General features: G+C 59.2%; 17 protein-coding genes and 1 pseudogene. 12 read left to right on the top strand and 6 right to left on the bottom strand.

From position 1 onward, the window contains the following. Positions 1-1,635 (bottom strand): ATP-binding cassette domain-containing protein (locus tag C2U58_RS19930; RefSeq protein ID WP_172448189.1); only part of this gene is annotated, 1,635 nt, incomplete at its 3' end. Between the two features lie 357 nt (positions 1,636-1,992). Here C2U58_RS19930 and C2U58_RS18170 point away from each other — a divergent pair. Beyond that, a complete protein-coding gene (locus tag C2U58_RS18170) occupies positions 1,993-2,250 on the top strand; it encodes a DUF333 domain-containing protein (protein ID WP_102947123.1) in 258 nt (85 codons plus the stop codon). 20 nt (positions 2,251-2,270) lie between these two features. Here C2U58_RS18170 and C2U58_RS18165 read toward each other — a convergent pair. Together C2U58_RS18165 and C2U58_RS18160 are read right to left on the bottom strand one after the other, a co-directional pair. Continuing rightward, positions 2,271-3,125, bottom strand: a pseudogene (locus C2U58_RS18165) (PA0069 family radical SAM protein); the annotation flags it as partial. A gap of 120 nt (positions 3,126-3,245) precedes the next feature. Then, on the bottom strand, positions 3,246-3,833 hold the full coding sequence (locus C2U58_RS18160) for a cyclin-dependent kinase inhibitor 3 family protein (RefSeq protein ID WP_012478648.1): 588 nt from the start codon (positions 3,831-3,833) through the stop codon (positions 3,246-3,248). 397 nt (positions 3,834-4,230) lie between these two features. Between C2U58_RS18160 and C2U58_RS18155 the strand changes: the two genes are divergently transcribed. The 11 genes from C2U58_RS18155 to C2U58_RS19925 all read left to right on the top strand — a co-directional run bounded on the left by C2U58_RS18155 (position 4,231) and on the right by C2U58_RS19925 (position 18,003). Continuing rightward, the gene (locus C2U58_RS18155; RefSeq protein WP_229298500.1) at positions 4,231-4,623 is read left to right on the top strand and encodes a hypothetical protein; all 393 of its coding nucleotides are present in this window, start codon (positions 4,231-4,233) and stop codon (positions 4,621-4,623) included. 90 nt (positions 4,624-4,713) lie between these two features. Then, on the top strand, positions 4,714-5,964 hold the full coding sequence (locus C2U58_RS18150; protein WP_012478646.1) for a TolC family protein: 1,251 nt from the start codon (positions 4,714-4,716) through the stop codon (positions 5,962-5,964). Next, the gene (locus tag C2U58_RS18145) at positions 5,961-7,196 is read left to right on the top strand and encodes an efflux RND transporter periplasmic adaptor subunit (protein WP_102947121.1); all 1,236 of its coding nucleotides are present in this window, start codon (positions 5,961-5,963) and stop codon (positions 7,194-7,196) included. Before C2U58_RS18150 ends, C2U58_RS18145 begins: the two co-directional genes overlap by 4 nt. Before the next feature lie 9 nt (positions 7,197-7,205). After that, positions 7,206-10,343 carry a CusA/CzcA family heavy metal efflux RND transporter gene (locus C2U58_RS18140; protein WP_012478645.1) on the top strand — a complete coding sequence of 1,046 codons (3,138 nt, stop codon included), beginning with the start codon at positions 7,206-7,208 and terminating at the stop codon, positions 10,341-10,343. Next, the gene (locus tag C2U58_RS18135) at positions 10,340-11,071 is read left to right on the top strand and encodes a HupE/UreJ family protein (RefSeq protein WP_012478644.1); all 732 of its coding nucleotides are present in this window, start codon (positions 10,340-10,342) and stop codon (positions 11,069-11,071) included. Before C2U58_RS18140 ends, C2U58_RS18135 begins: the two co-directional genes overlap by 4 nt. A 19-nt stretch (positions 11,072-11,090) precedes the next feature. Then, positions 11,091-11,729 (top strand): hypothetical protein, encoded by a 639-nt coding sequence (locus C2U58_RS18130; protein ID WP_012478643.1) that lies wholly within the window; start codon positions 11,091-11,093, stop codon positions 11,727-11,729. Between the two features lie 39 nt (positions 11,730-11,768). Beyond that, positions 11,769-12,008 carry a hypothetical protein gene (locus C2U58_RS18125; RefSeq protein ID WP_005414985.1) on the top strand — a complete coding sequence of 80 codons (240 nt, stop codon included), beginning with the start codon at positions 11,769-11,771 and terminating at the stop codon, positions 12,006-12,008. 165 nt (positions 12,009-12,173) lie between these two features. Beyond that, positions 12,174-13,508 (top strand): MFS transporter, encoded by a 1,335-nt coding sequence (locus C2U58_RS18120; protein ID WP_005414984.1) that lies wholly within the window; start codon positions 12,174-12,176, stop codon positions 13,506-13,508. A 686-nt stretch (positions 13,509-14,194) separates the two neighbouring features. Then, positions 14,195-15,922, top strand: a complete 1,728-nt coding sequence (locus tag C2U58_RS18115) for an ATP-binding protein (protein WP_005414983.1) — start codon at positions 14,195-14,197, stop codon at positions 15,920-15,922. Further along, on the top strand, positions 15,912-17,333 hold the full coding sequence (locus tag C2U58_RS18110; protein WP_012478642.1) for a UvrD-helicase domain-containing protein: 1,422 nt from the start codon (positions 15,912-15,914) through the stop codon (positions 17,331-17,333). Before C2U58_RS18115 ends, C2U58_RS18110 begins: the two co-directional genes overlap by 11 nt. Before the next feature lie 244 nt (positions 17,334-17,577). Then, entirely contained in the window at positions 17,578-18,003 is a 426-nt protein-coding gene (locus tag C2U58_RS19925; RefSeq protein ID WP_146033496.1) for a hypothetical protein, read from the top strand. Here C2U58_RS19925 and C2U58_RS18105 read toward each other — a convergent pair. From C2U58_RS18105 to C2U58_RS18100, 3 genes are all read right to left on the bottom strand, one after another. Beyond that, on the bottom strand, positions 17,966-20,032 hold the full coding sequence (locus C2U58_RS18105; RefSeq protein ID WP_229302253.1) for an integrase: 2,067 nt from the start codon (positions 20,030-20,032) through the stop codon (positions 17,966-17,968). The genes C2U58_RS19925 and C2U58_RS18105 overlap by 38 nt on opposite strands. Positions 20,033-20,076: 44 nt before the next feature. Then, positions 20,077-21,918, bottom strand: coding sequence for a hypothetical protein (locus C2U58_RS19920; protein WP_021204602.1), 1,842 nt, complete (start codon positions 21,916-21,918; stop codon positions 20,077-20,079). A 90-nt stretch (positions 21,919-22,008) separates the two neighbouring features. Beyond that, positions 22,009-23,310: a tyrosine-type recombinase/integrase gene (locus C2U58_RS18100; protein WP_012478638.1), complete on the bottom strand. Its 1,302-nt coding sequence runs from the start codon at positions 23,308-23,310 to the stop codon at positions 22,009-22,011. Positions 23,311-23,640 lie beyond the last annotated feature (330 nt).

Below are 23,640 nucleotides of genomic sequence, written 5' to 3'. Positions count from 1 at the left end.
AGAACCGTCCGTGATATCGGGGTAGAACCCTGATGACTCCAGGGCCTTCCGAGTTTCCCCAAGGTGCCGGGTGCGACCGCTTTCCAACGAAAGAACTTTGTCCGTAGCTGAAAGTAGCTCCATCTGGTGGGTTGTCACGATCACTATTATTCCCAGGCGGCGCAGCTTCTTGATGCACTCAATGAGAGCTGCTCGGCCGCACGCATCCTGATGTGAACCAGGTTCATCCAAGATCACAACGGCAGGCCGTGCGTATACGGCCCTGGCCAGCGCGACCCGTTGCCGCTGACCAACAGAAAGTCCACGTCCACCTGGTCCGAGCTGGGTGTCGCCGCCTTCGGCAAGACGAGCTAGTAGTGGCTCCAGGCCCGCGAGGTGTATCGCCTCCTCCAACCTCGCCTGACTGGACGCGGCATCTTCGAACCTCGTGATGTTCTCCTTTATCGTCCCGGCAAACAGCGCTATGTCCTGGAGCAGGTATCCAATCACATTGCTTCGGGCGCGCCAGTGTGTAGAGGCTTCACCTCCAATGCAGACGTCTCCGTTGTTGATATCGATGTTTCCCGTAAGGACTTGAAGCAGCGTCGTTTTTCCAGCTCCGGACGGTCCTATCACACCAAGCACTTCACCCGCTTCAAGCCGGAACTGTATTGCGCTGAGCGCCGGACGTGCCCCCCTCCAGCCAGGCGGAGAGCATGATTCGATCCCGCACTCGATCGTTGAAGCGGGCCACGAGGTTCGCGCTGGGAGTGTGCCTCGTTCTGGTGAGTACCCCTTCAGAGCTCCCCGAACTCGTCTCCATGCGCGGCGCGCTCGAGTCGCCTCTTTCCATGTACTTGTTATTTGGTCTACGGGGGTCAACGCACGCCCCATCAGTATGGACGATACGATCATCATCCCGGGGGAAATCTCCCCTACGACGGCCAGCCACGCGCCGACGCCAAGTGCCGCTGACTGGAGTGCCAGACGCACTGTCTTGGAGGTGGATCCAAGGAAAGCTGCGGAGTATCCTGCGTGGATATGTCCCCTAAGGTAAGCGTGTCGCTGGCTTTCCCAATGTTGACGCAGGACTGGCCACATTCCCATAGCGCGTGCTGCGTGGATGTTGTTCACGCTCTCACTCAGAATTCGATTCGCTTCCGTCCGGTTGCTTTGATGCTCCGTGGAGTGGTGCGCCGAGGTCCTCGCTGCAGCTGCAGCTAACCCTGAGATGATCCCTATTCCGACACACGATAGTGTTCCCAACGATGGGCTTATGAAGAATAGGCTTACGATGAAGAGCGGTGACCAAGGAATGTCAAGGTAAGGACATAAGCGCCCCGAGGAAATGAACGCTGTAACCTCATCGAGCTGTTTGAAGATCGCAATTGATGCGGCGGTCTCTCCGCGCTCCGTGCCAATCAGCTTTTGGTGGAGACGCGCCGCGATAGTGATCTCTATGCGGGCTGAGAGGAGTACCAGCATCTGTCCACGACGCGCTTCGAGGGTCCAGTTGAGTAGGAGTAGGGCTGCCAGCGCCGCGCTAAGCATTGCAAGCGTGAAGAGGCTTCCGGATGGAAGCACGCTGTCGTACACCTGGAGCATGTAGATTGGTGACGAGAACATCAGGACGTTGCTGACCGCGCTGATGAGCATGACGTAGCTTGTTTGGTGTTTCGCTTCTTTGGGCGAGGTCATCTTTCATTAGCGTCAAGGCTGCACGAGGCCGCGCGGGATGTAGAACGACTTCCTTGAGTCGCGTGTGAAGATTAGTTGCTCCCTGCTGGTCCGCGGTATAGGGGTTCTTCTTCCTCGTCGTAGGACTTTGGCGGCTATGTGATAAGAAAATTGGACAACTGGAGCTAGCACTTCCCGGACGGAATTGCTTGCTTGATGCTGCAAGTTGAAGGCCTGAGTAGCCGGGTCCCGTGCGGAGGCGATGCGACACACGCATTTCACACCTGGGGTTTAACACTGGGTTGGGTCGATGCCACCTTCAGCGGAGAAAGCTTCATGCGTAGCAACGTGATCATGCTGGCAGCACTTGCCCTGTCGGGCCTGGCGGGGTGTTCCCAGCAGAGCCAGGAAGTGCACGAGACCCAGTTGGGCATGGCCAACCCGGCTTCAGTGCACTGCGAGAAGGTAGGCGGAAAGGTGGAGATCGAGAAGGACGCACAGGGCAACCAGAGGGGCATCTGCCACCTGCCGGACGGCACCCGGGTGGATGAGTGGGAGCTGTTCCGCCGCGACCAGGCGCAGAAGCCGAAGTAGCACGCAGCAACGGCGCGCTTTTAGAACAACGAGCCCTGCGGCGAATCTTCGCGAGGCGGCAATGGCCGCACGAATTTCGTGCAGTCCAACTTCGGCCACTGGCTGTTCTGCGCATCGAAGCCAAGCCGCCTGCGCGCCAGTTTGAAGCGGTGCGAAAGCAGGTCGGCGTAGACGCCTTCGCCGCGCATGCGGGTGCCGAACTCGCTGTTGTAGTCCTTGCCGCCGCGCAGCTGGTTGATGGTGCTCATCACGTGCGCGGCGCGGTCGGGGTGGTGCGTGTCGAGCCAGTCGCGGAAGAGCGGGGCTACTTCCAGTGGCAGGCGCAGCAGCACGTACCCGGCGGTGCTGGCGCCGGCATCGCGTGCGGCTTCCAGTACCGCCTCCAGTTCGGCGTCGTTGATCCAGGGAATGACCGGGGCGACCATCACACCGACTGGAATGCCGGCGTCATGCAGGCGGCGCATGGCGCGCAGGCGCGCGTGCGGGGCGGAGGCGCGGGGTTCGAGCCGTGCGGAAAGATGCGGGTCGAGCGAGGTGACCGAGAAGTGCACGCTGACCAGGTTCTTCTCCGCCAGCGGCGCGAGCAGGTCGATGTCGCGCTCTACCAGGGCGTTCTTGGTGATCAGCGAGAACGGATGCTGGGTTTCCAGCATCACTTCGATGAGCTGGCGGGTCAGCTTGAGTTTGCGTTCGATCGGCTGGTAGGCGTCGGTGTTGATGCCCAGCGCGATGGGTTGCGGGGTGTAGGCCGGCCGCGAGAGTTCCCTGCGCAGCAGCTGCGGTGCGTTGGTCTTGGCGAACAGCTTGGTTTCGAAGTCCAGGCCCGGCGACAGGTTGAGGAACGCGTGCGAGGGCCGGGCGAAGCAGTAGGAGCAACAGCACTATATGTGTTCGAGGAAAAGTGTTCAGCACTGCGTCCCCTACGGCGGCTTCCCTACAGACTACCTGCGGAGTTCCGTCCTCTTGTATTCCAGCCCAAGGCGGTAAAGGGTAGGTTAGCCGGGCATTGCGACTACCCCCAGACTTGAGGCTCTGCGAGCAGGCCAATTCAGGATGAATTCTTCCTGCTCCGCAGTCTCCACTGCACCAGGGCGCACCGAGCGCACCTTAGCGATCGCATCGATGCCGTCTGGAGCGCAGCCCGTGTCAATGAGAAGCATCGACGCCACGGTCCCCGCTCGCCCTAGGCCTCCTTTGCAGTGCACCACGATCCTGCTTCCGGACAAGAGCTCGGCTGCGAACTGGGGTCCTGTGGATTGCCATGGCAGAAGCAGCCGTGCATCAGGAGCCGCACCATCCTTAATCGGTAGGCCGTGCCACATCAAGCCATGCGCTTTGGCACGCTCTGCCAAGGAGGTAATTCGTAGCTCTTCGAACTCCCACGGCTCAATCAACGTGATCAGATGCTGTGCTCCCCACGCGACTATCGACGCCAGATCGATATCCAAGTCTCGGGCCCAAGACCCCGTCATTGCGACGTCCTGATATTTTCCCGGTGCAAAGGTAACGCCGATCGCACCGCCATTCACGCCGATAGGCAGCGTCGCAATCTGCAGTGGATGAGAATTACTTGTTCTGCTCACCTGCGCTCTCCGAAATCAATGGCCCTGTTGGGCGAGAAGCGAACGCTGCGCCCTTTTAACCTGAAAGTCCAACGGTGAGCCTAGTGGTACGGATATGGTCTTACTGAATCCCATAAGCAGCGCAGAATCGCCCAACGCCTGAGAGAGGGGCCAGGCCCCATTCGACGTTGGAACGAGCCTGGAGGACGCGGTTCCAGAGAGCAGTGAGGCCCAGTTCCAGCCTCTGGCCGGCACCATCCTTACTGGGCGGCCGCTATCGGCCAGAAGCGGCAGCAGGCGCGGCGATACCTGAGGCAATGCGATCTGATCGGAGTGGGCTTAAGCGACGCCCTCCCTCGAGCGCCAAGCCATAACTGGATCAGGGGGGGCTCCAACTCAGGGCTCTCGACAACTCAGCTTGACTGCCTCTATTCTTCCTTTCATGTCCGCCTTCTCGGCCCGCCACCGTCGACTCATCCGGTTCAGCCTTTTCGTGCTGATGCTGTTGAGCGTCGTTGTTCGGCCGATCGTGATCCAACAGGGCGAGCTCCATACTGCCGAGCACGACATCGCTGCAACGGCAGAGCACGGGCACTCACACGGTCCTGGAACTGGCGACAACGTAGATCCGAAGCATGCATCGGGCGTGCACAGCGTCCTTCACCAGGCCGATGTGAGCTTTGCCGGCATGCTGGTGTCTTCGAATCTGAACCTAGCAACTGTTCCGCCGGCATCTTTACTGCCCGGCCTGCACTCCGTCGATGAGCCCTCTGGTCATCGCGGCTCGCCATTCAGACCTCCGATCGTCTGACGACACCTGCCGCGCTGTAGCGGCCTGAGCGCGCTGTCCACCCAATGTTGGCCGGCAGCGCGTCGTCATGACCATCGTCGGAGATTTTCCGTGAAATTACGTAGTTTGTGGGCGCTCGCCATAGCCGGCGCCTACGGTGTGGCCGTGCCTGGCCATGCCGCTGAAGTGCTGCGCTTGGAGGATGTGGTCGCCCGCGCCCTCGGCACCCATCCCAGCGTCCAGGCAGACACCGCTCGACTGGAAGCTGTCAGAAGCCGGGCGGGCCGGGAGGCATTGCCTACGCCGCTCGTGCTGGGCGGCGAGCTTGAAAACGTGGCTGGCTCAGGCGGCCTGAGCGGCCTAGACGCCGCCGAATCCACCTTCCGCATCTCCAAGGTTCTAGAACTGGGTGGGAAGCGGGCTGCGCGCCAAGCGCTCGGCGGCGCCGAGGTGGACGCTGCCCGAAGCGAAGCGGACGTCACCCGTATCGCTATCGCAACTTTGGCCGCAGGGCGTTTCGTCGACGTGCTGGCCGCCCAGGAGCATGTCGAGCACGCCGAAGAGCGCATCAAAATGGCCAGCGCCATGCGCCGTGAAGTGGCCCGTTGGGTCGCGGCCGCCCGCAATCCCGACTCGGACCTGAGATCCGCCGAGATCGCCCTGCTCGATGCCGAGCTGAAGCGGGAGCAGGCATTGCAGGCTCTGGAAAGCGCGCGAATGTCGCTGGCTGCCACGTGGGGGGCGCCAAGTCCGGATTTCGGCTCGGTTGCAGGGGATACCGCGGTCCTTCCCCCTCTGGATGATTTTGATGATCTGAGCCGGCGCCTCGCCACGACACCACAACAGCGCGCCTTGGACGCTCAAGCCGGAGTTATAGATGCAAGGAGGGAGATCGCCCGCGCTAGCGCCAAGCCGGATGTCAGCGTTGGCCTCGGCATCCGCCGACTGGAAGCCACCAAGGACAGCGGCCTGGTGATGTCCGTCTCCGTCCCGTTGGGGAGCCGTCGGCGATCGGACTTCTCCGTGGCTGAAGCGGACTACGAACTCACCTCTCTCAAATACCGGCGCCAGGCGCAGATGCTGGAAATGCGTCAGGAGCTGTTTGGCATCTACCAACAGCTCAAGCAAGCGCAATCGGAAGTGGAGTCAGTGCGCCAGCGTCAGTTGCCAAAGGCCCAGCAGGCCTTTGATCAGAGCCGCAGGGGCTTTGAGGAAGGACGCTTCTCCTTCCTGGTACTCAGCCAGGCTCAGCAAAGGCTCTTCGATCTTCGCGAACGGGAAGTCGAAGCCGCCGCGCGCTATCTCCGTCTCCTGGTCGAGGCCGACCGCCTCACCGCTTCTGCCTTGGACATTCGCCCATGAACCGATACGTATTCCTGATCCTGCTTCCAATTGCCCTGGCTGCGTGCGGTGGCAACGAATCGTCGCAACGAGCAAAGCCAGAGGACACTGCTGCGACCGCAGGCGACTATGAGCGAGGGCCGCATCGCGGTCGCATGCTTCGCGACGGCGACTTCGCCCTTGAAGTAACTGTTTACGAAACCAATACCCCGCCTCATTTCCGGCTGTATGCCTATCGCAACGACAAACCGCTGGCACCTGGAGAAGTCAAAGCGACGATACAACTCAAGCGTCTGGACGGCGAAGTCAACAACTTCAGCTTTATTCCAGAGAAGGACTACCTGGTCGGCAGCGGGGAGGTGGTCGAGCCGCATTCCTTTGATGTCAAAGCCGATGCGGTGGTGGGTGGAAAGAACTACGCCTGGTCTTACGCCTCCTATGAAGGGCGCACCACGATAGATCCGAAAGCCGCTGCCGACGCAGGTGTCGTGGTCGAGTCCGCCGAACCGGTGACCATCCGGGACACCGTTTCCCTCATGGGCAACGTCGCGGTCGACACCGGCCGATTTGCTGCGGTCAAGGCACGCTTCCCTGGCGTGGTCCGCAGTGTGGCGGTCGAGATGGGACAACGCGTCTCGGCTGGTCAGACGTTGGCCACAGTCGAGGGCAATGACAGCATGCGGACCTACTCCGTCACGGCACCTTTCAGTGGAGTCGTACTCGCGCGCAGCACGTCGGTAGGCGATGTCGCTGCCGACAACACGCTGTTTGAAATTGCCGACCTTTCGGAGGTCTGGGTGGACCTGCGTGCGCTGGGAAGCGATGCCGAGCGACTGTCGCCAGGCCAGATGGTGACCATTCGCTCGGCAACAGGCGGTTTGGAAGCAACGGGAAAGCTGCAGGGCATCCTTCCGTTGGCCAGCGCTGGCCAGACCGTGGTGGCACGTGTGGCCCTTACCAACAGCGAGGGCAGGTGGCGACCAGGAATGGCCGTATCCGCCGAAGTCGTCATCGCGGAAACGGAGGTTCCATTAACAGTAAAGGAATCGGGCCTGCAGCGTTTTCGGGACTTCACCGTGGTATTCGCCCAAGTGGGCAACAGCTATGAGGTGCGGATGCTTGAACTGGGTAGGCGCGATGGCGATCGCGTGGAGGTACTGAAAGGGCTTAAGCCGGGAACCCGGTACGTTTCCGAGCAGAGCTACCTGATTCGTGCCGACATCGAAAAGTCCGGCGCAAGCCACGACCACTAAGGACGCACCATGCTAGAGCGAATCATTCGCGCGTCTATCGCGCACAGATGGCTTGTGCTCCTTCTGGTCCTGGCCCTCTCAGGCCTTGGGATCTGGAACTACAGCAAGCTTCCCATCGACGCCGTTCCTGACATTACCAATGTCCAGGTGCAGATCAACACCGAAGCTCCGGGCTACTCACCGCTGGAGGCCGAGCAACGGGTCACCTTCCCGGTCGAAACAGCGTTGGCCGGGTTGGCAAAGCTGGAATACACCCGTTCCATCTCACGCTACGGCCTGTCTCAGGTCACGGTCGTGTTTGAAGATGGCACAGATATCTACTTCGCCCGTCAGCAGGTCGCAGAGAGACTTCAGCAAGCGGGATCCCAATTGCCCGTGGGACTAAAGCCAAGCCTTGGACCGGTAGCGACGGGCCTGGGTGAGATCTTCATGTACACCGTGGAAGCGGAGTCCGGTGCTGAAGAGACGTGGACACCAATGGCGCTTCGTACGCTGCAGGACTGGGTGATCCGACCGCAGATGCGCCACTTGAAAGGCGTAACCGAGGTCAACACCGTCGGAGGCTATGTTCGCCAGTTTCACATCACGCCGGACCCGAAGAAGCTCCAAGCATACGGACTGACGCTGCAGGATGTGCTCGAAGCCGTGGCCCGCAGCAACACTAACGTGGGTGCCGGCTACATCGAGAAAAGCGGTGAGCAGTACTTGGTACGCGTGCCGGGCCAAGTGGCCGACATGGCGGGTTTGCGCAAGATCGTAGTGGCTAACCGTGATGGCATGCCATTGCGTGTTGGCGATCTGGCAGAAGTTGTAGAAGGCACCGAACTTCGTACAGGCGCGGCAACCAAGGATGGCAACGAAGTGGTCCTTGGTACGGCGTTCATGCTCATCGGCGAAAACAGCCGGGACGTGGCTCAGCGAACCGCGGCCAAGCTCAAGGACATCGACGCTACGCTGCCTGACGGCGTTCGGGCGCATCCTGTGTATGACAGAACCGAACTGGTGGATCGGACCATCGAGACGGTGAAGAAGAACCTCCTCGAAGGCGCCTTGCTCGTCATCGCGGTGCTCTTCCTGCTTTTGGGCAATCTTCGTGCGGCACTGATCACTGCGGCGGTCATTCCATTGACGATGCTGCTGACGATCACAGGCATGGTCCAGAATCGCGTCTCTGCGAATCTGATGAGCCTGGGCGCACTGGATTTTGGCTTGATCGTCGATGGGGCAGTCATCATCGTAGAGAACTGCCTGCGTCGCTTTGGCGAGCGGCAACACCTTCAGGGCCGTTTGTTGACTCGGGAAGAACGATTTTCCTTGGCGGCAAGTGCCAGTGCAGAGGTGATCAAGCCAAGCCTGTTCGGCCTTTTCATCATCGCGGCGGTCTACATCCCGATCTTTGCCCTCTCCGGCGTGGAAGGGAAGATGTTCCACCCGATGGCGCTTACCGTGGTCATCGCGCTTACCGGTGCCATGGCACTGTCCTTGACATTCGTACCTGCCGCTGTGGCTCAGTTCGTAACGGGAAAGGTTTCGGAGAAGGAAACCAAAGCCATGCGCCGAGTCACCAACGTGTATGGCCCGATGCTTGAGCGTGCCGTCAATGCACGCAAGGTAGTGGTGGCCTCTGCTGCGGTGCTCACCGTCCTGGCGGGCCTGCTTGCAAGTCGCCTCGGCACCGAGTTCATTCCGAACCTGGATGAGGGCGATATCGCCTTGCATGCGCTTCGAATTCCAGGGACCAGCTTGACCCAGGCGATCGGCATGCAACGTCAGCTGGAAGCGGCGATCAAACAGTTCCCCGAGGTAGATGAAGTCGTCGCAAAGATCGGCACTGCCGAGGTGGCCACCGATCCCATGCCCCCCTCCGTAGCCGACACCTTCATCATGCTCAAAGATCGGGACCAATGGCCTGATCCGCGCAAGCCGAAGGCACAGCTTGTTGCCGAGCTCGAGAAAGTGGTTCGCGCCATTCCTGGCAACAACTATGAGTTCACCCAGCCGGTGCAGATGCGGATGAACGAGCTCATTGCGGGCGTTCGGGCTGAGGTTGCTGTCAAGCTGTACGGCGACGACCTGGAGCAACTGGCAACCATCGGCAGCCAGGTAGAGAACGTTGCCAGTGAGATCCAGGGAGCGGCCGACGTGAAACTTGAGCAGATCACCGGTCTGCCATTGATGACGATCACGCCGGACCTGGATGCACTTGCACGATACGGCGTAGCCATTGACGACGTGCAGAAGACCATCTCGGTGGCGCTGGGAGGTGAATCGGTCGGCCAGGTGTTCGAAGGCGATCGGCGCTTCGATATCGTGGTTCGTCTGTCGGAGAACCTTCGCCAGGACGTCCGGACACTGGCGTCACTACCTGTGGCCGTCGCGCCCGGGGTGAGCACAGGCCAAGAGCGCAGCTTCGTGCCGCTGGGCCAGTTGGCCAAGGTCGAGATCGCGCCTGGTCCGAACCAGATCAGCCGTGAGAATGGTAAACGCAGGGTGGTGATCACAAGCAATGTGCGCGGGCGCGACTTAGGGTCCTTTGTCGAGGAGTTGCGCACCAAGGTCGGACAGGAGGTCCAGCTGCCGGAAGGGTACTGGATCGAGTACGGCGGCACGTTTGAGCAGTTGATCTCGGCAAGCAAGCGGCTGTCCGTCGTCGTGCCAGTGGTTCTGGTGATGATCTTCGGATTGTTGTTCATGGCATTCGGCTCAGGGAAGGACGCTGCGATCGTATTCAGTGGCGTGCCGCTTGCACTGACCGGGGGCGTGGTGGCGCTGTGGCTGCGCGACATTCCCATGTCCATCTCCGCAGGTGTGGGCTTCATCGCTCTTTCGGGCGTTGCCGTGCTCAATGGCCTGGTAATGATCAGCTTCATCAAGAACCTGCGGGAAGAAGGCGTCCCCCTGCACAAGGCTGTCACCGAAGGTGCTCTTACCCGCCTCCGGCCAGTCCTGATGACGGCCTTGGTGGCGAGTCTGGGCTTCCTTCCTATGGCCCTGAACGTCGGTGCTGGCGCGGAAGTTCAGCGTCCGCTCGCCACTGTTGTTATCGGCGGAATCATCTCTTCAACGCTGCTGACACTTCTCGTGCTGCCGGCGCTGTATCGATTGGTTCACCGCGAAGATTCTGTTCTGGAAAGTCGCTCCTCATGAACCACCCGTCCCCTTTCTGCACAAGGAACTTGTCTTTGACTTCTTCCAACAAGCTCTTTGCTTGGCTTTCGATGCTTGCCGCAGTCCTCCTGCCGTTTGCGGCGTTCGCGCACGGTGTAAGCGAGGGAGACCAGGCCTTCCTTGAAGAAAGCACCGGTAGGCAACTGATCGCGTTTACCTACCTTGGCGCCAAGCACATGGTGACTGGATACGACCACCTTCTATTTCTGTTCGGGGTGATCTTCTTCCTATACCGCATGCGGGACGTGAGCATCTACGTCACCTTGTTCGCCATTGGCCACAGCACGACGCTGCTGCTCGGCGTGCTCGGCGGCTTTCATGTCGACGCCTATCTGGTCGACGCGATCATCGGTCTCTCGGTGGTCTACAAGGCCTTGGACAACATGGGCGCGTTCAAGCGGTGGTTCGGCGTGCAACCCAACACCAAGATTGCAGTCCTTGTCTTCGGCTTCTTCCACGGCTTCGGCCTGGCCACGAAGCTTCAGGACTTCTCGCTATCGCCGGACGGGCTGGTCCCCAACATGCTTGCGTTCAACGTGGGCGTTGAGCTCGGCCAACTTCTGGCGCTTGCCGGCATCTTGATCGTGATGGGCTTCTGGCGTCGGCTGCCTTCCTTCAACCGCCAGGCCTACGGCGTGAACACCATCTTGATGACGGCCGGCTTCGTGCTCATCGGCATGCAGCTCACCGGCTACTTCGCTTCCTGATTTCTGACCGAGACCCATCATGTCAATCACTATCAATCAACCACTTCCCACGACTGGCCGCCTGCTGAAGTCGACCCTTGTCGCTGCCGCCATTGCCGGCGCGCTTCTCGTTACGGCCGTTCTGCCGGCGGAGTACGGCATTGATCCCACCGGGATCGGCCGAGCGCTGGGCCTGACTGCCCTGGCAGACGGCGGAAGCACCGCCGCAGACCCGGCTACGCCGACGTCCTCGACAGCATCGGACGCAGCGACCACCTTGGCGGAAAAGGCTGCGGCTGCGTTCGGGGCGAACAAGGGGCAATCGCTTGATCCAGCCGCGGTATCGCTCACCAACGGTGAGCTTCGCCAGGACGCGATGACGATCACGCTGGAGCCGGGGAAAGGCAAAGAGGTCAAATCCCACATGGCTGCTGGCGCGGGAATTCTGTTCAGCTGGAAGGCGACCGGTGATGTAGCAGTCGATATGCATGGTGAGCGGCCCGACGTGAAGGGTGCATGGACCAGCTACGCCGTCGAAGCTGCGCAGCGGGAGGCGCACGGCACCTTCGTCGCGCCATTTGAAGGAACTCATGGGTGGTACTGGCAGAACCGAAGCGACACGCCGGTGACCGTGAGCATCGAACTTGTGGGCTACCAAGCCGACATCTATCAGCCGTAACACCCGGCACTTCGCCGACCCAACCCGAGGAGAAACAACATGAAAACTCATAGCGCAGTAATTGCCGGCCTGCTTTTCAGCATGTCCCTTTTCACCACGGCATCCGCTCATGATCCTGCCCTCCATGCCGATCCGGCTCCCCCGGCTGCTCCCAAGGCCAAGCCGACGACTTGCGAACAGCTTGCCGACCGTTCGAAGTACAAGGTGGACCTCAAGGATGCCCAGACCAAGGCGCTGAAGGAACGTTGCGACGCACAGGCAGCTCCGAAGAAGAAGTAAATCCACTCGGATTTAGCCAACGACCCTGCCATTCCGGCGGGGTCGTCACCTCGACCCGAACAGTGGTGGGCGTACACTCCGCCTGTCTGCCGCCTCTGCCCTGAATCCGGGCAAAAGGGCGCACACGGGTTGGTGCCGTCAGAACGTTGCTACCAGGACAATCCCATGCTCGAAGTACTGAGTCACCCGGCGTTTCGGCGCCTGTTTGGTGCCCAGATAGTCGCCCTGGTCGGAACCGGCTTGGCGACTGTCGCCCTTGCCCTCCTGGCCTACGACCTCGCTGGCAGCCAGGCCGGAGCGGTGTTGGGCACCGCGCTGGCGATCAAGATGGTCGTGTACGTGACCTTGGCGCCCGTTTCAGGAGCGTTGGTCCCTGCACGGCTGCGCAAGCGGGTGCTGATCGCACTCGATCTGGTTCGTGCGGTTGTGGCGGTCTGCCTGCCCTTCGTCACCGAGATCTGGCAGGTGTATGTCCTCATCGCTGTGCTGCAGTCGGCATCGGCATGTTTCACGCCGCTGTTTCAATCCACCATCCCCGAAATTCTTCAAGAAGAGCGTGATTACACCCGTGCGCTCTCACTTTCCCGATTGGCATATGACCTTGAAAGCCTGCTGAGCCCGGCGCTTGCTGCCGCACTGCTGACGATCATTAGCTTCCACGGGCTGTTCGCTGGTACCTCGGTAGGTTTCATCCTCTCGGCGCTGCTCGTCGCGTCCACCACCTTCCCGGCCCTCGCTGCGGTCTCTTCCAAGGACGGTCCCTATGCCCGAGCCATCCGTGGAATGCGAATCTACCTCCGCACACCGCGATTGCAGGGCCTGCTCGCGTTGAACCTCTGCGCCGCAGCCGGCGGCGCGATGGTGTTCGTCAATACGGTGGTTATGGTCCGCACCGTTCTGGGCGGGGCGGAGGAGCAGGTTGCATGGGCGCTGGCGGCCTTCGGAGGCGGGTCCATGCTGGTCGCACTTCTTCTTCCGAAGGTTCTCGACCGCATTTCGGACCGGACAGTAATGTTGGCTGCAGGACTGTTCATGTCAGTTGTCCTGGTTACCTTCCTTGGCGTCTGGTTTGCCCTGAAGGGACATCCCGGGTGGACGGCGGTCATTCCGGCCTGGACGCTGCTGGGCATGGCGTATGCCGGCTTGGTTACCCCCGGCGGGCGGCTGCTGCGGCGTTCGGCTGAGTCCGCCGATCTACCATTCCTCTTCGCTGCCCAATTTTCCCTATCGCATGTTTGCTGGTTGATCGCCTATCCACTCGCCGGGTGGGTTGGTGCGCGCTACGGCTTGCATGTTGCCTTGGCCGCCTTGGGGATTCTGGCCACACTCGGTTTGGTCGCCGCGTGGCGCAGATGGCCGGCGCACGATCCAGAGGAGATAGCGCATAAGCACGAACATCTTGCTGAGGACGACCCGCACCTCTTGGCACACCGAGACGTGGATGGCACGCACCGTCACCGGTTTGTCATCGATCAACTTCACACACGCTGGCCAGGCTGACCAAGGCGCCAGGCGGGCGGCGAGCACGGAGCTACCTACTTGCGAGTTTGGTCGCAGACGTACAAGTCCATGTCGACGTCATATCGACACGCGCGCCCACATTCGTAAGATCCCACTTCCTGCGCCCCTGGCAGTGGAGGGCTATTTCTCAGGGCGGCTATTGCAGCCGCCTGGCAATGCTCGAAGGTGTCGTAATCGCCATAAACAGCGTGACGGACTTCCTGAGTGGACGCGCCGGGCGGATAGACAAAGGCAGTCCAGCGCCCCTGGGACCCGCCGCAAGAAACCGCGACTATGGCGACGCCGACGGTTAAGGTTGTCCGACCGATGTCCATGGCCGAATCCTAGCACCGCCGCGCGCCGGGCGGACACCAGCTCAAGCCTATTCAGCTTCGCGAACCAATTTCCTTCGCTCAGGGAAGTCCGCTGTTGGCGATGAACGGACCTCCGTCGCCTGCAAGCGGGCAGGTGACCACGGAAGAAGCGACCTGGAACCGCTCTCTCAGTGTTGCCGCGTTACAGGTTAGGGAAGTTCGCGAAGCAGCTCGGCGTGGCGCCAAGTTCCACCAATGAGCCAATGACTGGCAGAACGCTTTAGGGCTAGGATTGCCTCAGGGGCGTAGTAGGAGTTGGTGTCAGTCTGCGTCCTACACGGACCGTTGACCAAGCCTCTTACAGGACGCCCCATGCCTCGAATTCGCCATTTGGCCATTCGGAACTTTCGATCCATCAAGGCGCTCGACTGGTCGCCCGCCCCGGGCATCAACTGTTTGATCGGTCCTGGCGATAGTGGCAAGTCCACCATCCTCGATGCCATCGACCTGTGCTTGGGTGCTCGACGAAGCATTTCCTTCGGCGACATGGACTTTTTTGACCTCGATGTCTCAGAGCCCATTCGTATTGCCGTGACATTCGGGGAACTGCCGGCATCGCTGATGGACATTGATGTCTATGGCGACTTCTTGCGAGGATTCGATTCGGTATTTGACACCCTAGAAGACGAACCCGCCGCGGGGTTGGAGACAGTGCTTACGCTGCTGCTTCAAGTCGGGGCGGACCTTGAGCCCAGCTGGACGCTGATCTCCGATAGGTCGCTTCAACAAGGCTTGGAACGAAGCCTGCCTTGGAAAGAACGCATCGTGTTAGCTCCGGCACGCATCGGCAGCTTTACAAGCTCCAACTTATCTTGGAGCCGCGGGTCGGTGCTCAACCGGCTAACAGACGAGCGCGCAGAATTGGGAGCCCAGCTCGCTCTAGCAGCGCGTCAGGCGCGCGCCAACTTTGGCGCTCAAGCATCGCCCCACCTGAGTCAGACACTCGGAATCGTCCGGACAACTGCCCAGAGCCTTGGAGTTGACGTCGGATCGATGCCGCAGGCCTTACTCGACTCGCACTCCGTCTCCATCGGCGAAGGCGCCATCGCGCTTCACAGCGAGGCAGGCATCCCCCTTCGGTCCCTTGGTACGGGTTCTTCTCGACTCTTGGTGACGGGACTTCAACGGGCCGCGGCGGAGTCAGCGCCGATTGCCTTGGTGGATGAGGTGGAATATGGGTTAGAGCCCCATCGGCTCATGCGGCTGCTGGATTCCTTGGGAGCCAAGGAGACGCCGCCGCCTCTCCAAGCGTTTCTCACAACACACTCCCCTGTGGCACTTCGTGAGCTTTCAGGTGAGCAGCTGCTTGTAGTTCGGCCACGACCGGCTGGCCATGTCGTCATTTCCGCTGGCTCGACCGACGAGATTCAAAGCACGCTGCGCACTGACCCGGAGGCCTTTCTGGCGAAGTCTGTGATTGTGTGCGAGGGAGCAAGCGAGGTAGGGTTTGTGCGTGGCCTCGATCTATGGGGGGTAGCCAGCAAAGAATCCTCTTTCTTGGCTTTAGGTGGTGCATACGTCAATGCAGGCGGAGGCACTCCGGACAACGCTTTTGCCCGAGCGACTGCGCTTATGGATCTGGGTTACCGAGTCCTCGTCTTCATAGACGCTGACAAACCTGCCGCTCCAGGTGTTGCAGAAGCATATCTTCAATCAGGCGGCAGCCTCGTGACTTGGCGGGCAGGAATGACGTTGGAGGACGAGCTGTTCCTCTGCCTTCCTGACACATCGATTGATGCCCTGCTCCTGAAGGCTAAAGAGCGTGTTGGCGAAGATCTTATGAACCAACAGCTGGTTGCCAAATCGAACGGTCTAACAACTTTGGCGTCCATCGAAGCGCTGAGGCCGAATTCACCCTATCCGCCTGATATTCGCGTACTGCTTGGCGAAGTCTCCCGTATCAAAAAGAATAGCTGGTTCAAGTCGCTTACGACTTACCAGTCAATCGTCCTGGATATCGTCTCTCGGGGCTACGCAAACGCGGACGCTAGCTTCAAGGCAGTAGTAGACCAACTCTGGGCCTTTACCCGTGCTGCCTGAAATCGATCTGCTAGCTATCCAACGCGGATCGATCACCGCCCCAGCAGGATGCGGCAAAACCCAGCTGATTGCCGAGGCGCTGGCATCCCACTCTGGGAACAGACCGATCCTTGTTCTGACTCACACAAATGCTGGCGTCACCGCGTTGAGGACACGCTTGAAACGCGCGGGGGTGCCCAGCTCTGCCTATCGGCTGTCGACGATTGATGGATTCGCTATGCGTCTCATCGCCAAGTTCCCGGCGCGCAGTGGCCATCATCCCCAACTCTTGGAGCTCAACAACGCGGGTAGCGACTACCCCGCGATCCGTGAATCATTCCGGCAACTCTTGGACTCGGGGCATATCGCTGCACCCATCGCAGCCACTTACGCCCGGCTTTTGGTTGACGAGTATCAGGATTGCAGCACCGTTCAGCACTCCATCGTGTCCACCCTCGCTGCGCTTTTGCCCACGTGCGTCCTCGGTGACCCTCTGCAGGCCATCTTCGGATTTGGCGGAAATCGGCTGGTTCACTGGGAACAAGACGTTCAATCGTCCTTCCCAGCAGCGGGTAGCCTTCGAACCCCTTGGCGCTGGCAAATTGCAGGTAATGAAGAGCTGGGCCAGTGGCTGCTATCCCAAAGGCATGCTCTTACGGCCGGCTTACCCATTGATCTAACTACGGCTCCGTCATCCGTTCGTTGGATCCAGCTGGTTGCCGGTAGTGAAGTGCAGCAAAGATTGACTGCGGCACGGACCAATGCGCCTGGTAGCCAAGGAACGGTTCTGGTAATTGGCGAGTCCATGAATGTTCAAGGCCGCCACCAACTCACCAGCCAAACGCCTGGGGCAATGGCGGTAGAAGCCGTGGACATGCGAGACCTCGTCAACTTCGCCAGGCAATTCAATCTTCAGGCTCCTAGTGCGCTGCAAGACTTGGCCACCTTCTCCGCTCTCATGATGACGGGCGTCGGCACGGCGAATCTAGTGACGCGTGTCGGTACCATTCGTAGAGGGAGAGCCAGGACACCTCCAACTCCTGTAGAAGCTGAGGCAGTCGCCTTTGAGTCCGAGCGGACCATGACGCGCGCCTTGCGGCTGGTGGACGCTTTGGCCGAACAGACAGGCACTCGGGTCTATCGGCCCGAGATTCTGCACTGCTGTCGATCAGCCATGCGAAGCGTTATCAACGGAGAGCAAGATCTATTAGGAGCCGCACTTCATGCCCGCGAGCGAAATCGTCACCTCAGCCGCCCCATTGCGCGCAGAGCAGTCGGCAGCACTCTCCTTCTGAAAGGTCTCGAGGCAGACATTGCCGTGGTCCTCTATCCGGAGAGCATGAGCGTGCAGAACCTCTATGTAGCCCTCACGCGTGGTGCGAAAGGGCTGGTGATCTGCTCCAGTACCCCAACGCTGACCCCGACCCCATAGCCTCAACCTAACCATTCTGCGCCCTATCAGGCACGAAGCTTTGCGGCGCTTCATCATTGCAATGGTCACAATGGACCTTGTCCCAAAGTCGTTGCTGAACATCTGGGTCTGAAGAACGTGGGTCTCGCCGGGCAGCGACTGCATCAGGATTGATTTCAAGGTTCTCCTTGTCCCACCTAGATGATTGGGCGGCGAAGGTGGCGTAGGCTATCTGCTTACCAATGATGCGTCAGCGGACAGCAGAATGAGCAGACCCAACTCAGTAGAGGATAAGGCATTGGCCGCTCTTGACCGCCTGGTGAAGCGACGCCCGACCAATGAACTGCTGAAGGCAAAGATGGCCGCAGGTCATCGGATCATCACGCCTACCGCGGTCGCGGCAGAGGCAGGAGTAAATAGAGGGAGCTTTGGATCAAGGCACGCTCGACTTGGGCACGTCTGGCTTAGAATTCAGGAGCTGGCTGAGGAGGAGAGGCGAGGCTCAGTAGCTGAAGAGCTCGCCAGGGTTAAGGCTGAGAACGCAAGGTTGAAGGCTCTGCTTTACAAGACCAACATCCACAACGCATCTCTCCAACTCGCAGTGTCCCGGCTTCAGAAGCAGAGTACCAAGAGAGACGATGGAGCAAATGTCGTCAACTTTCGCCGGAACGATCGGAAGCGTCCCCGGTAGCGTTGGATATCATCCTCAGCACTGCTCGACTCTGAACAACACGGCTCATAGCAATCTTGGAATACTGATCCCTAGAGTTGGTCCGCTCCATCTGGACAATGGCCTGATTTTTCAGGAGGCGATCCTCCCAAAAGTCCTTATGCTCTGGCAGGATGATGCAGCACTTGCACCCCGCGCACAGGCCGGGCGACCGTAGGCCGAAGTTCGGCGAGGCGCGGACAGTGAGGAGGCTTGCTTGTGGGTTGCAGCTGGAACGGTCAGGCAACATATCAATCAGGCAACTTGCGTAGGTCCCTGTCCATATCCGCAGGTCGGTGAGTTTCACGTATGCCACGGCCTTATCGATCGGCGTCTCTCCGTCCATCTTGGACAGTGCCTCGGTCATTGATTCGGCATGCTGCATGAGAAGACGCTGCGCCGGTCCACCTCCGATCGGCCTGCCGAGGGTGATTTGAACTAGGAACCGAGAGGTCTCCATGACTCTCTCTCCTTCCAAGTTCTCGAGCAGAGCCGCATCGTTTCCAATGTACCCTTGATCCGTGATCTGCTCGCTCATGTGACGGAAGTGCGTCCGTAGCGCTGGCATTAGTTCCGGCTTGGATCGGAACACATAGTGCGCAAAGGTGATCCTCCATCGCTGCGGGCGTAGGTACCTCACCTCGTAAACAGCTTGCGTCGTTTCGATGCCACGCTTCTTCGTGAGGGCTTCGACGGCAAACTCACGTTGCAGCAGAGAATTTCTGGATGCTGTCATTCGGCCGATTCCATCGGGACCCGATGGAAGGGACTTGGCGTGGGAGAAGCTGAGCATCAGTGACTTAGTGCCCGATAGTGCTCGCCAAGGCTCCATTAGCCGCACCAGCACCTCGACGGATTTCAGCACGATCGGCAGGTGATTCGTGCCCAACGGGCGCAGTCCGGCAGTCCACTCATGGCGAGTCGCTTCCCTTTTGGCGGAAATGCCACAGATGGAGAACACCTCCATTAGTCCGTCTAGCGACGTCACTGACTTGACCACACCGTGCTGTAGCGTCGGATCGTGGTCCAGGGAGAGGCCAATCAGCTCATGAGCTCGAATCCCGGTGCATCCCTGCAGCAAGACACTGCATGCGCTTTGAGTCATTAGTATTAGGCGTCTCAGGCCCTGAGTTCCGCTAATCTCGCGCTCGTCACCAGCGTCATCAATCCGATCTATGGTGGCCAATGGCTCATGCCAGGGTGTCAGTGTCCCTGGGATCGGGCTCATCTGGAACTCCTCGATGTGCCGTTTGATCTGACGAAAGCAGGCGATTCGTCTCGGTCCCGTAGCACTTCTTGCGTCGATCAGCATCGGGATGACCTCAGCCTGAAGTCTGATCACATCCTCCGAGCCGTACTCAATCCATTCACATGCGTAGGAAAGAATCGGTACCGAGATCTCGTCCGGGACAGGCATCAATCCACCCGTTCGAGCAAGCCCGAGCGGCTCTGTCACGACGTCGTAGGTCTTTCTTCCGTCAAACGGCGCTTCGCACGGTGCTTGTCCGCCTCTGGCGCGCAAGCTGTCCGCGATTTCGTAGATCTGTGTAAGTGGATGGATGAGTTTGTAGGCGGTCGCATGCGTCCACGCCCTGTCTCGACCGGCATCACTTCGGGCCGTCATGTACTGCTCTTCGAGACCTTCGACGTAGTCCCAGCTCATCGCCGTGGTGATATCGAAGAGGGAGTGGATCTCCCGCTCTCCCATGAACTTCACCAGCTCCCTCATGCCCATGTAAGTGCCAGGGATAGACCCAACCGTCATACGTACGGTGTCCTCAATGATGGCGGTCTTGAGGTAGCACTTCAGCTCAGAGAGCAGTCCTCTGTGCTTGTAGTCCGTGAGCAACTCTCCGCGTGCCACAGGGATTGCCCAGTCAACTGTGACAAACTCCTTCTGTTGGCCGACCGTGGTCTGGGCAAAGGTCCAGACATCACTGTCATAGTCAACTTGGAAGGAAGGATGCAGGGTCGCTGCCTGCGCTGTTTCGACCTTTCTTGCTGCGGGCATAGCCATATCTCTAGAATTGATTCGCTAGTGGCGGTACAGCCGGACTATTCAAGTCCAGGCAGGGGCGTCAGCATGATCATCATCGCTGATTGTCGATTCGCAGTTGTGCTCACTGCTGGGATCCATGAATCGCGGAGAGCGAGATAGGCATTCTCGAACTTTCGCCTCCAGATCTCGCTGCCGAGCTCTGCCCTGGCTTCTTCGTATAGCTCCTGCAGTTGAAGAAAGCGCGCGAGCGCGTAGGCTTCGTTTGGATCAGCTGCGGCGAGCGGGCATGCAGGACAGGAACCATAGCTGGTGCAGAGCTTTCCATGGCGCTGCCCTGGTTGAGGACTTTGGAATGGATCTGCACAGCAGAAGCCCTGCGTGGCTGCCGTTTGCTCACGATCACTTCGGGCGGAGCGTGTGTCGATCTTTCCATTTGAAGTCACCCAGCGCTCCTGTGCGGTCATGGCTCCTGCCAGCTGTTCCTTTTGCCGATGCTGCATCGTGGTTGTCTGGTAACTGTCTTGACCAGTTGACAGTAGCCGATGGCCTAGCATTGCTCGGAGCTCGAAGGCGTCGCCGTCGGTCAGCCCATCAACCGCTTCGGAGAACGCAAGCCTGTTTGCTTGAGAGCCAGAGTACTTAAGCCCCCTTCGTTTGCAGAACAACGTGATGTAACCGGTCACCCGCGTGGTCACGTCGTCGGTTCTGGCTGAGTAGGAGTCGATGTGCATTCCTCGGCGCTTGTGCCGCCCGCCTTCGGAAACTGCGTGGAGGAAGAAGTCATTGGCAAGCTCACCAGCAGCGTAGTCTCTGATTCGTTTGGTCCAAGCAATAACGAAACTGATCAATCTTTCAGGCGCTAGCGGGTGATCGCTAGCGGGGAAGGCTGCTCGCTGTGTCGCGCCCTGAGCGGAACTTCCAGCCCTGCGCTTGGAGGACTTGATCACCGTTCGCTTTTGTCCAAGCGGGTAGTGCTCCGATATGCCATTCAGGGTGAGTGTTCTAAGTGGCTGCTCGTTGAAGCCCGAGTGCATGGCTAGTACGAGAAAGAATGGGATCAGATCGCCGCCGATCGGGTGCGCTAGTCTCCTCAGACGGAAGTACTCGCTTTCGCTGATCTTTCCTACGCCTGGGAGCTTGTGAACCGCGCCTTGGCGAGGAAGATGACCGTCAAAGTTTGCCAATATTTGAGCAATTGCCTCTGCCGGATCGCTTAGCGATACAGCGTCGCCCTTTTTCTTCTGAGCGAGGGCACTGTGAACCCTATCTAGAAGCGGCCACACTTCGTCCATTGTCGATATGCATTCTTCGACCGCCGCCTTCATGACGTTGGCCCAAGCCGCACGGTCCAGCTCTTTCGGCTTGCTCTTCCGTGGCAGTCCTGCGAACGGCTTTGGCGGAATACGGATCACCTTCCACCGTGGATCCATCTCGTGCAGCGCAAGAACGACCTTCTTGAAGGTCCCGTAATAGTGGCGCTGGGTCTCCACCGAGAGAACTGTCGGGTGCGTGGTATCCCTACCTTTCAGATACGTTAGAAAGGACTCGCCGAGATCCATTGGAGTGTCGTCTGGGCCGCTTATCTTTACCCCTTTTACGGTTAGGTACTGCACCAGGCCACTCACGATGTTGTTAGCTGAAGAGGATCTAGTCGTCTCCCTGCTGTTCTTGTTAGCTCGGCAGAACGCCTCGGCGAAGAGCGGTGCCGCTGCACCTATGCCCTTCCACCGGCTGAGATTAACGATGTTGTCGCGCAGGTCTCCGGCGCGCCTGAACGCGACTTCTAGGCGACCAGCGCTCTCGCGGACATCCCATTTCTTTGTGTTGCCTACCTTTTCCTCAACTACTACGGCGTGCCGCAGCTGGGCGGATCTTCTTCCTGCCACGTAACGCTCCAATCCGTGTTCAATCTGATTTGATAAGGTGAGTCGGTCACATGCGAGGAGTAGTGCGTATGCTGGCCGTGGAGCCGTGTGAGCTCCAACTCGTCAGGCCTCGACGCCGATTCGCATAAAGGGTTGACCTTCAAGGTGCAGTCTGATCGATTCCCTGGTTTCGCTCTCGAATGCGTTCGCGCTTCGCAGGTAGATGGACTCAGTCGTATCCCTGAGACTGTGTCCCAGTACCGACTGAACATACTTGATCGCATCCATGTCACCGTTTGCGCGCTTCTCCATGTACGTGTACAAGGCGAAGGTGTGTCGAAGGGCGTGAATGGTTATTCGCTCGCGCTGCGTGGATTCGTAGCGAGCCAGGTCACGCTCTTTGGAGAGCCGTTTGAGCAGCCTGTCCTTGGCCTGGGCGAAATGCCGGTCGAAGATCTGCGGGGTTATCGGATTGCCCGCATGCTTGCGGTTGTTTGCGTCGAGGACGAATAGGACGCCGTGATCCTCGAGCTTGTGGTATCCCAGTCGGAGGTCAACGAGGCGCTGCCGAACACCTTTGGCATAGCGCTTCAACGCGTTGAGTAGCCAGACTGGAACGGGAACATTGCGCTTCTTGTTACCTTTCCCGAGCACGGGGATGGCGACTGCAGTGAGAGGATCGCGCCCTTCCGTACGGGCCTGAAGGATGGTTTTCGCTTTGAGATCGCACACTTCCGCCCGCCTCAGTCCTGCTTGATAGCAAAGCTCAGCCATCAATCGCTGCGCCGTGGTTGCGTATGCCAGTTCAACCAGACCGTTTCGCTCGAGCACAGGGTTTGGACCTAGTTCGTCAAGAATACCGACGACGGTCTCGGGATGGAGCGCAGTGATGAGTTCGTCAGCGTCGTTCAGCCCGGGAAGGTCGACGCCAACGTCGAGAACTTGAACAGTTCCTCGCTTCGTCTGCTTGCTCAGCAGCGCTGGTGCCTTCCTCAGGTATCCCCGTTTCACGCAGAATGCGATTAGCTTGGTCACGGTCGACCATCTTCGATGAATAGTCGCGGCGGCGAGCTTATCCAAGGTCACCGCAGAGTCCAGGTCAGTCAAGGTGTCCGCATAGGATCTGAGGAGATCCTCATCTACGTCGGAAACGAGCTTTTTTCTTGCGTCAAGAAAGTGATGGAAGTCGGTGAGGTCAGCCGCGATAGCTGCGGTTGTGTTCTTGCTGCAGGCAAGCTTTGGCTTTGGACCGATCGTTAGATGGGCATCTGCAAAGAATTCAAAAGCGGGCTGAACGATCGTTCCATCAGACCTGCTGACCAAAAAGCAGAAGCCTTCGGGTAAGGGTACGCCTTGCGCACACTTGATTCCTGTCGCTTCCGAAGCGATTGCACGTGCGGTGCATATTTCGACGTCATAGACCATGGCGCCGAAAGCTATCAGGTATACGGAAAGTTTTTTTTGCTGTGAGCCTTACGGTACGTTAACAACTGAAATGAGAATCATGCCTACTTTTTACTTCCATTGATTCATATATTTACGCGTGATCGTGACCCTACTGGTACGCTCGGTGTGAAGGAAGACCTGCTCGCTGGTACGGGGGAAGTGCGCAACAGAGAGGTGGGTTCGTTCGTCGCGCAGGCTAGATTTGCTCCTTCAGTACCAATGTTGGTGTCCGCTTGGCGCGGCAATCGGTAGCGCGCGGTCAATGGCTACCCAAGGCTGGCAGTGAGTTGACATCATCAATCGGGAGAC

This window comes from Stenotrophomonas sp. VV52, from assembly GCF_002893095.1.
GTDB classification, from domain to species: domain Bacteria; phylum Pseudomonadota; class Gammaproteobacteria; order Xanthomonadales; family Xanthomonadaceae; genus Stenotrophomonas; species Stenotrophomonas aracearum.
The sequence above is the reverse complement of the archived record's forward strand: the minus strand, read 5'-3'. Positions and strand labels throughout refer to the sequence as shown.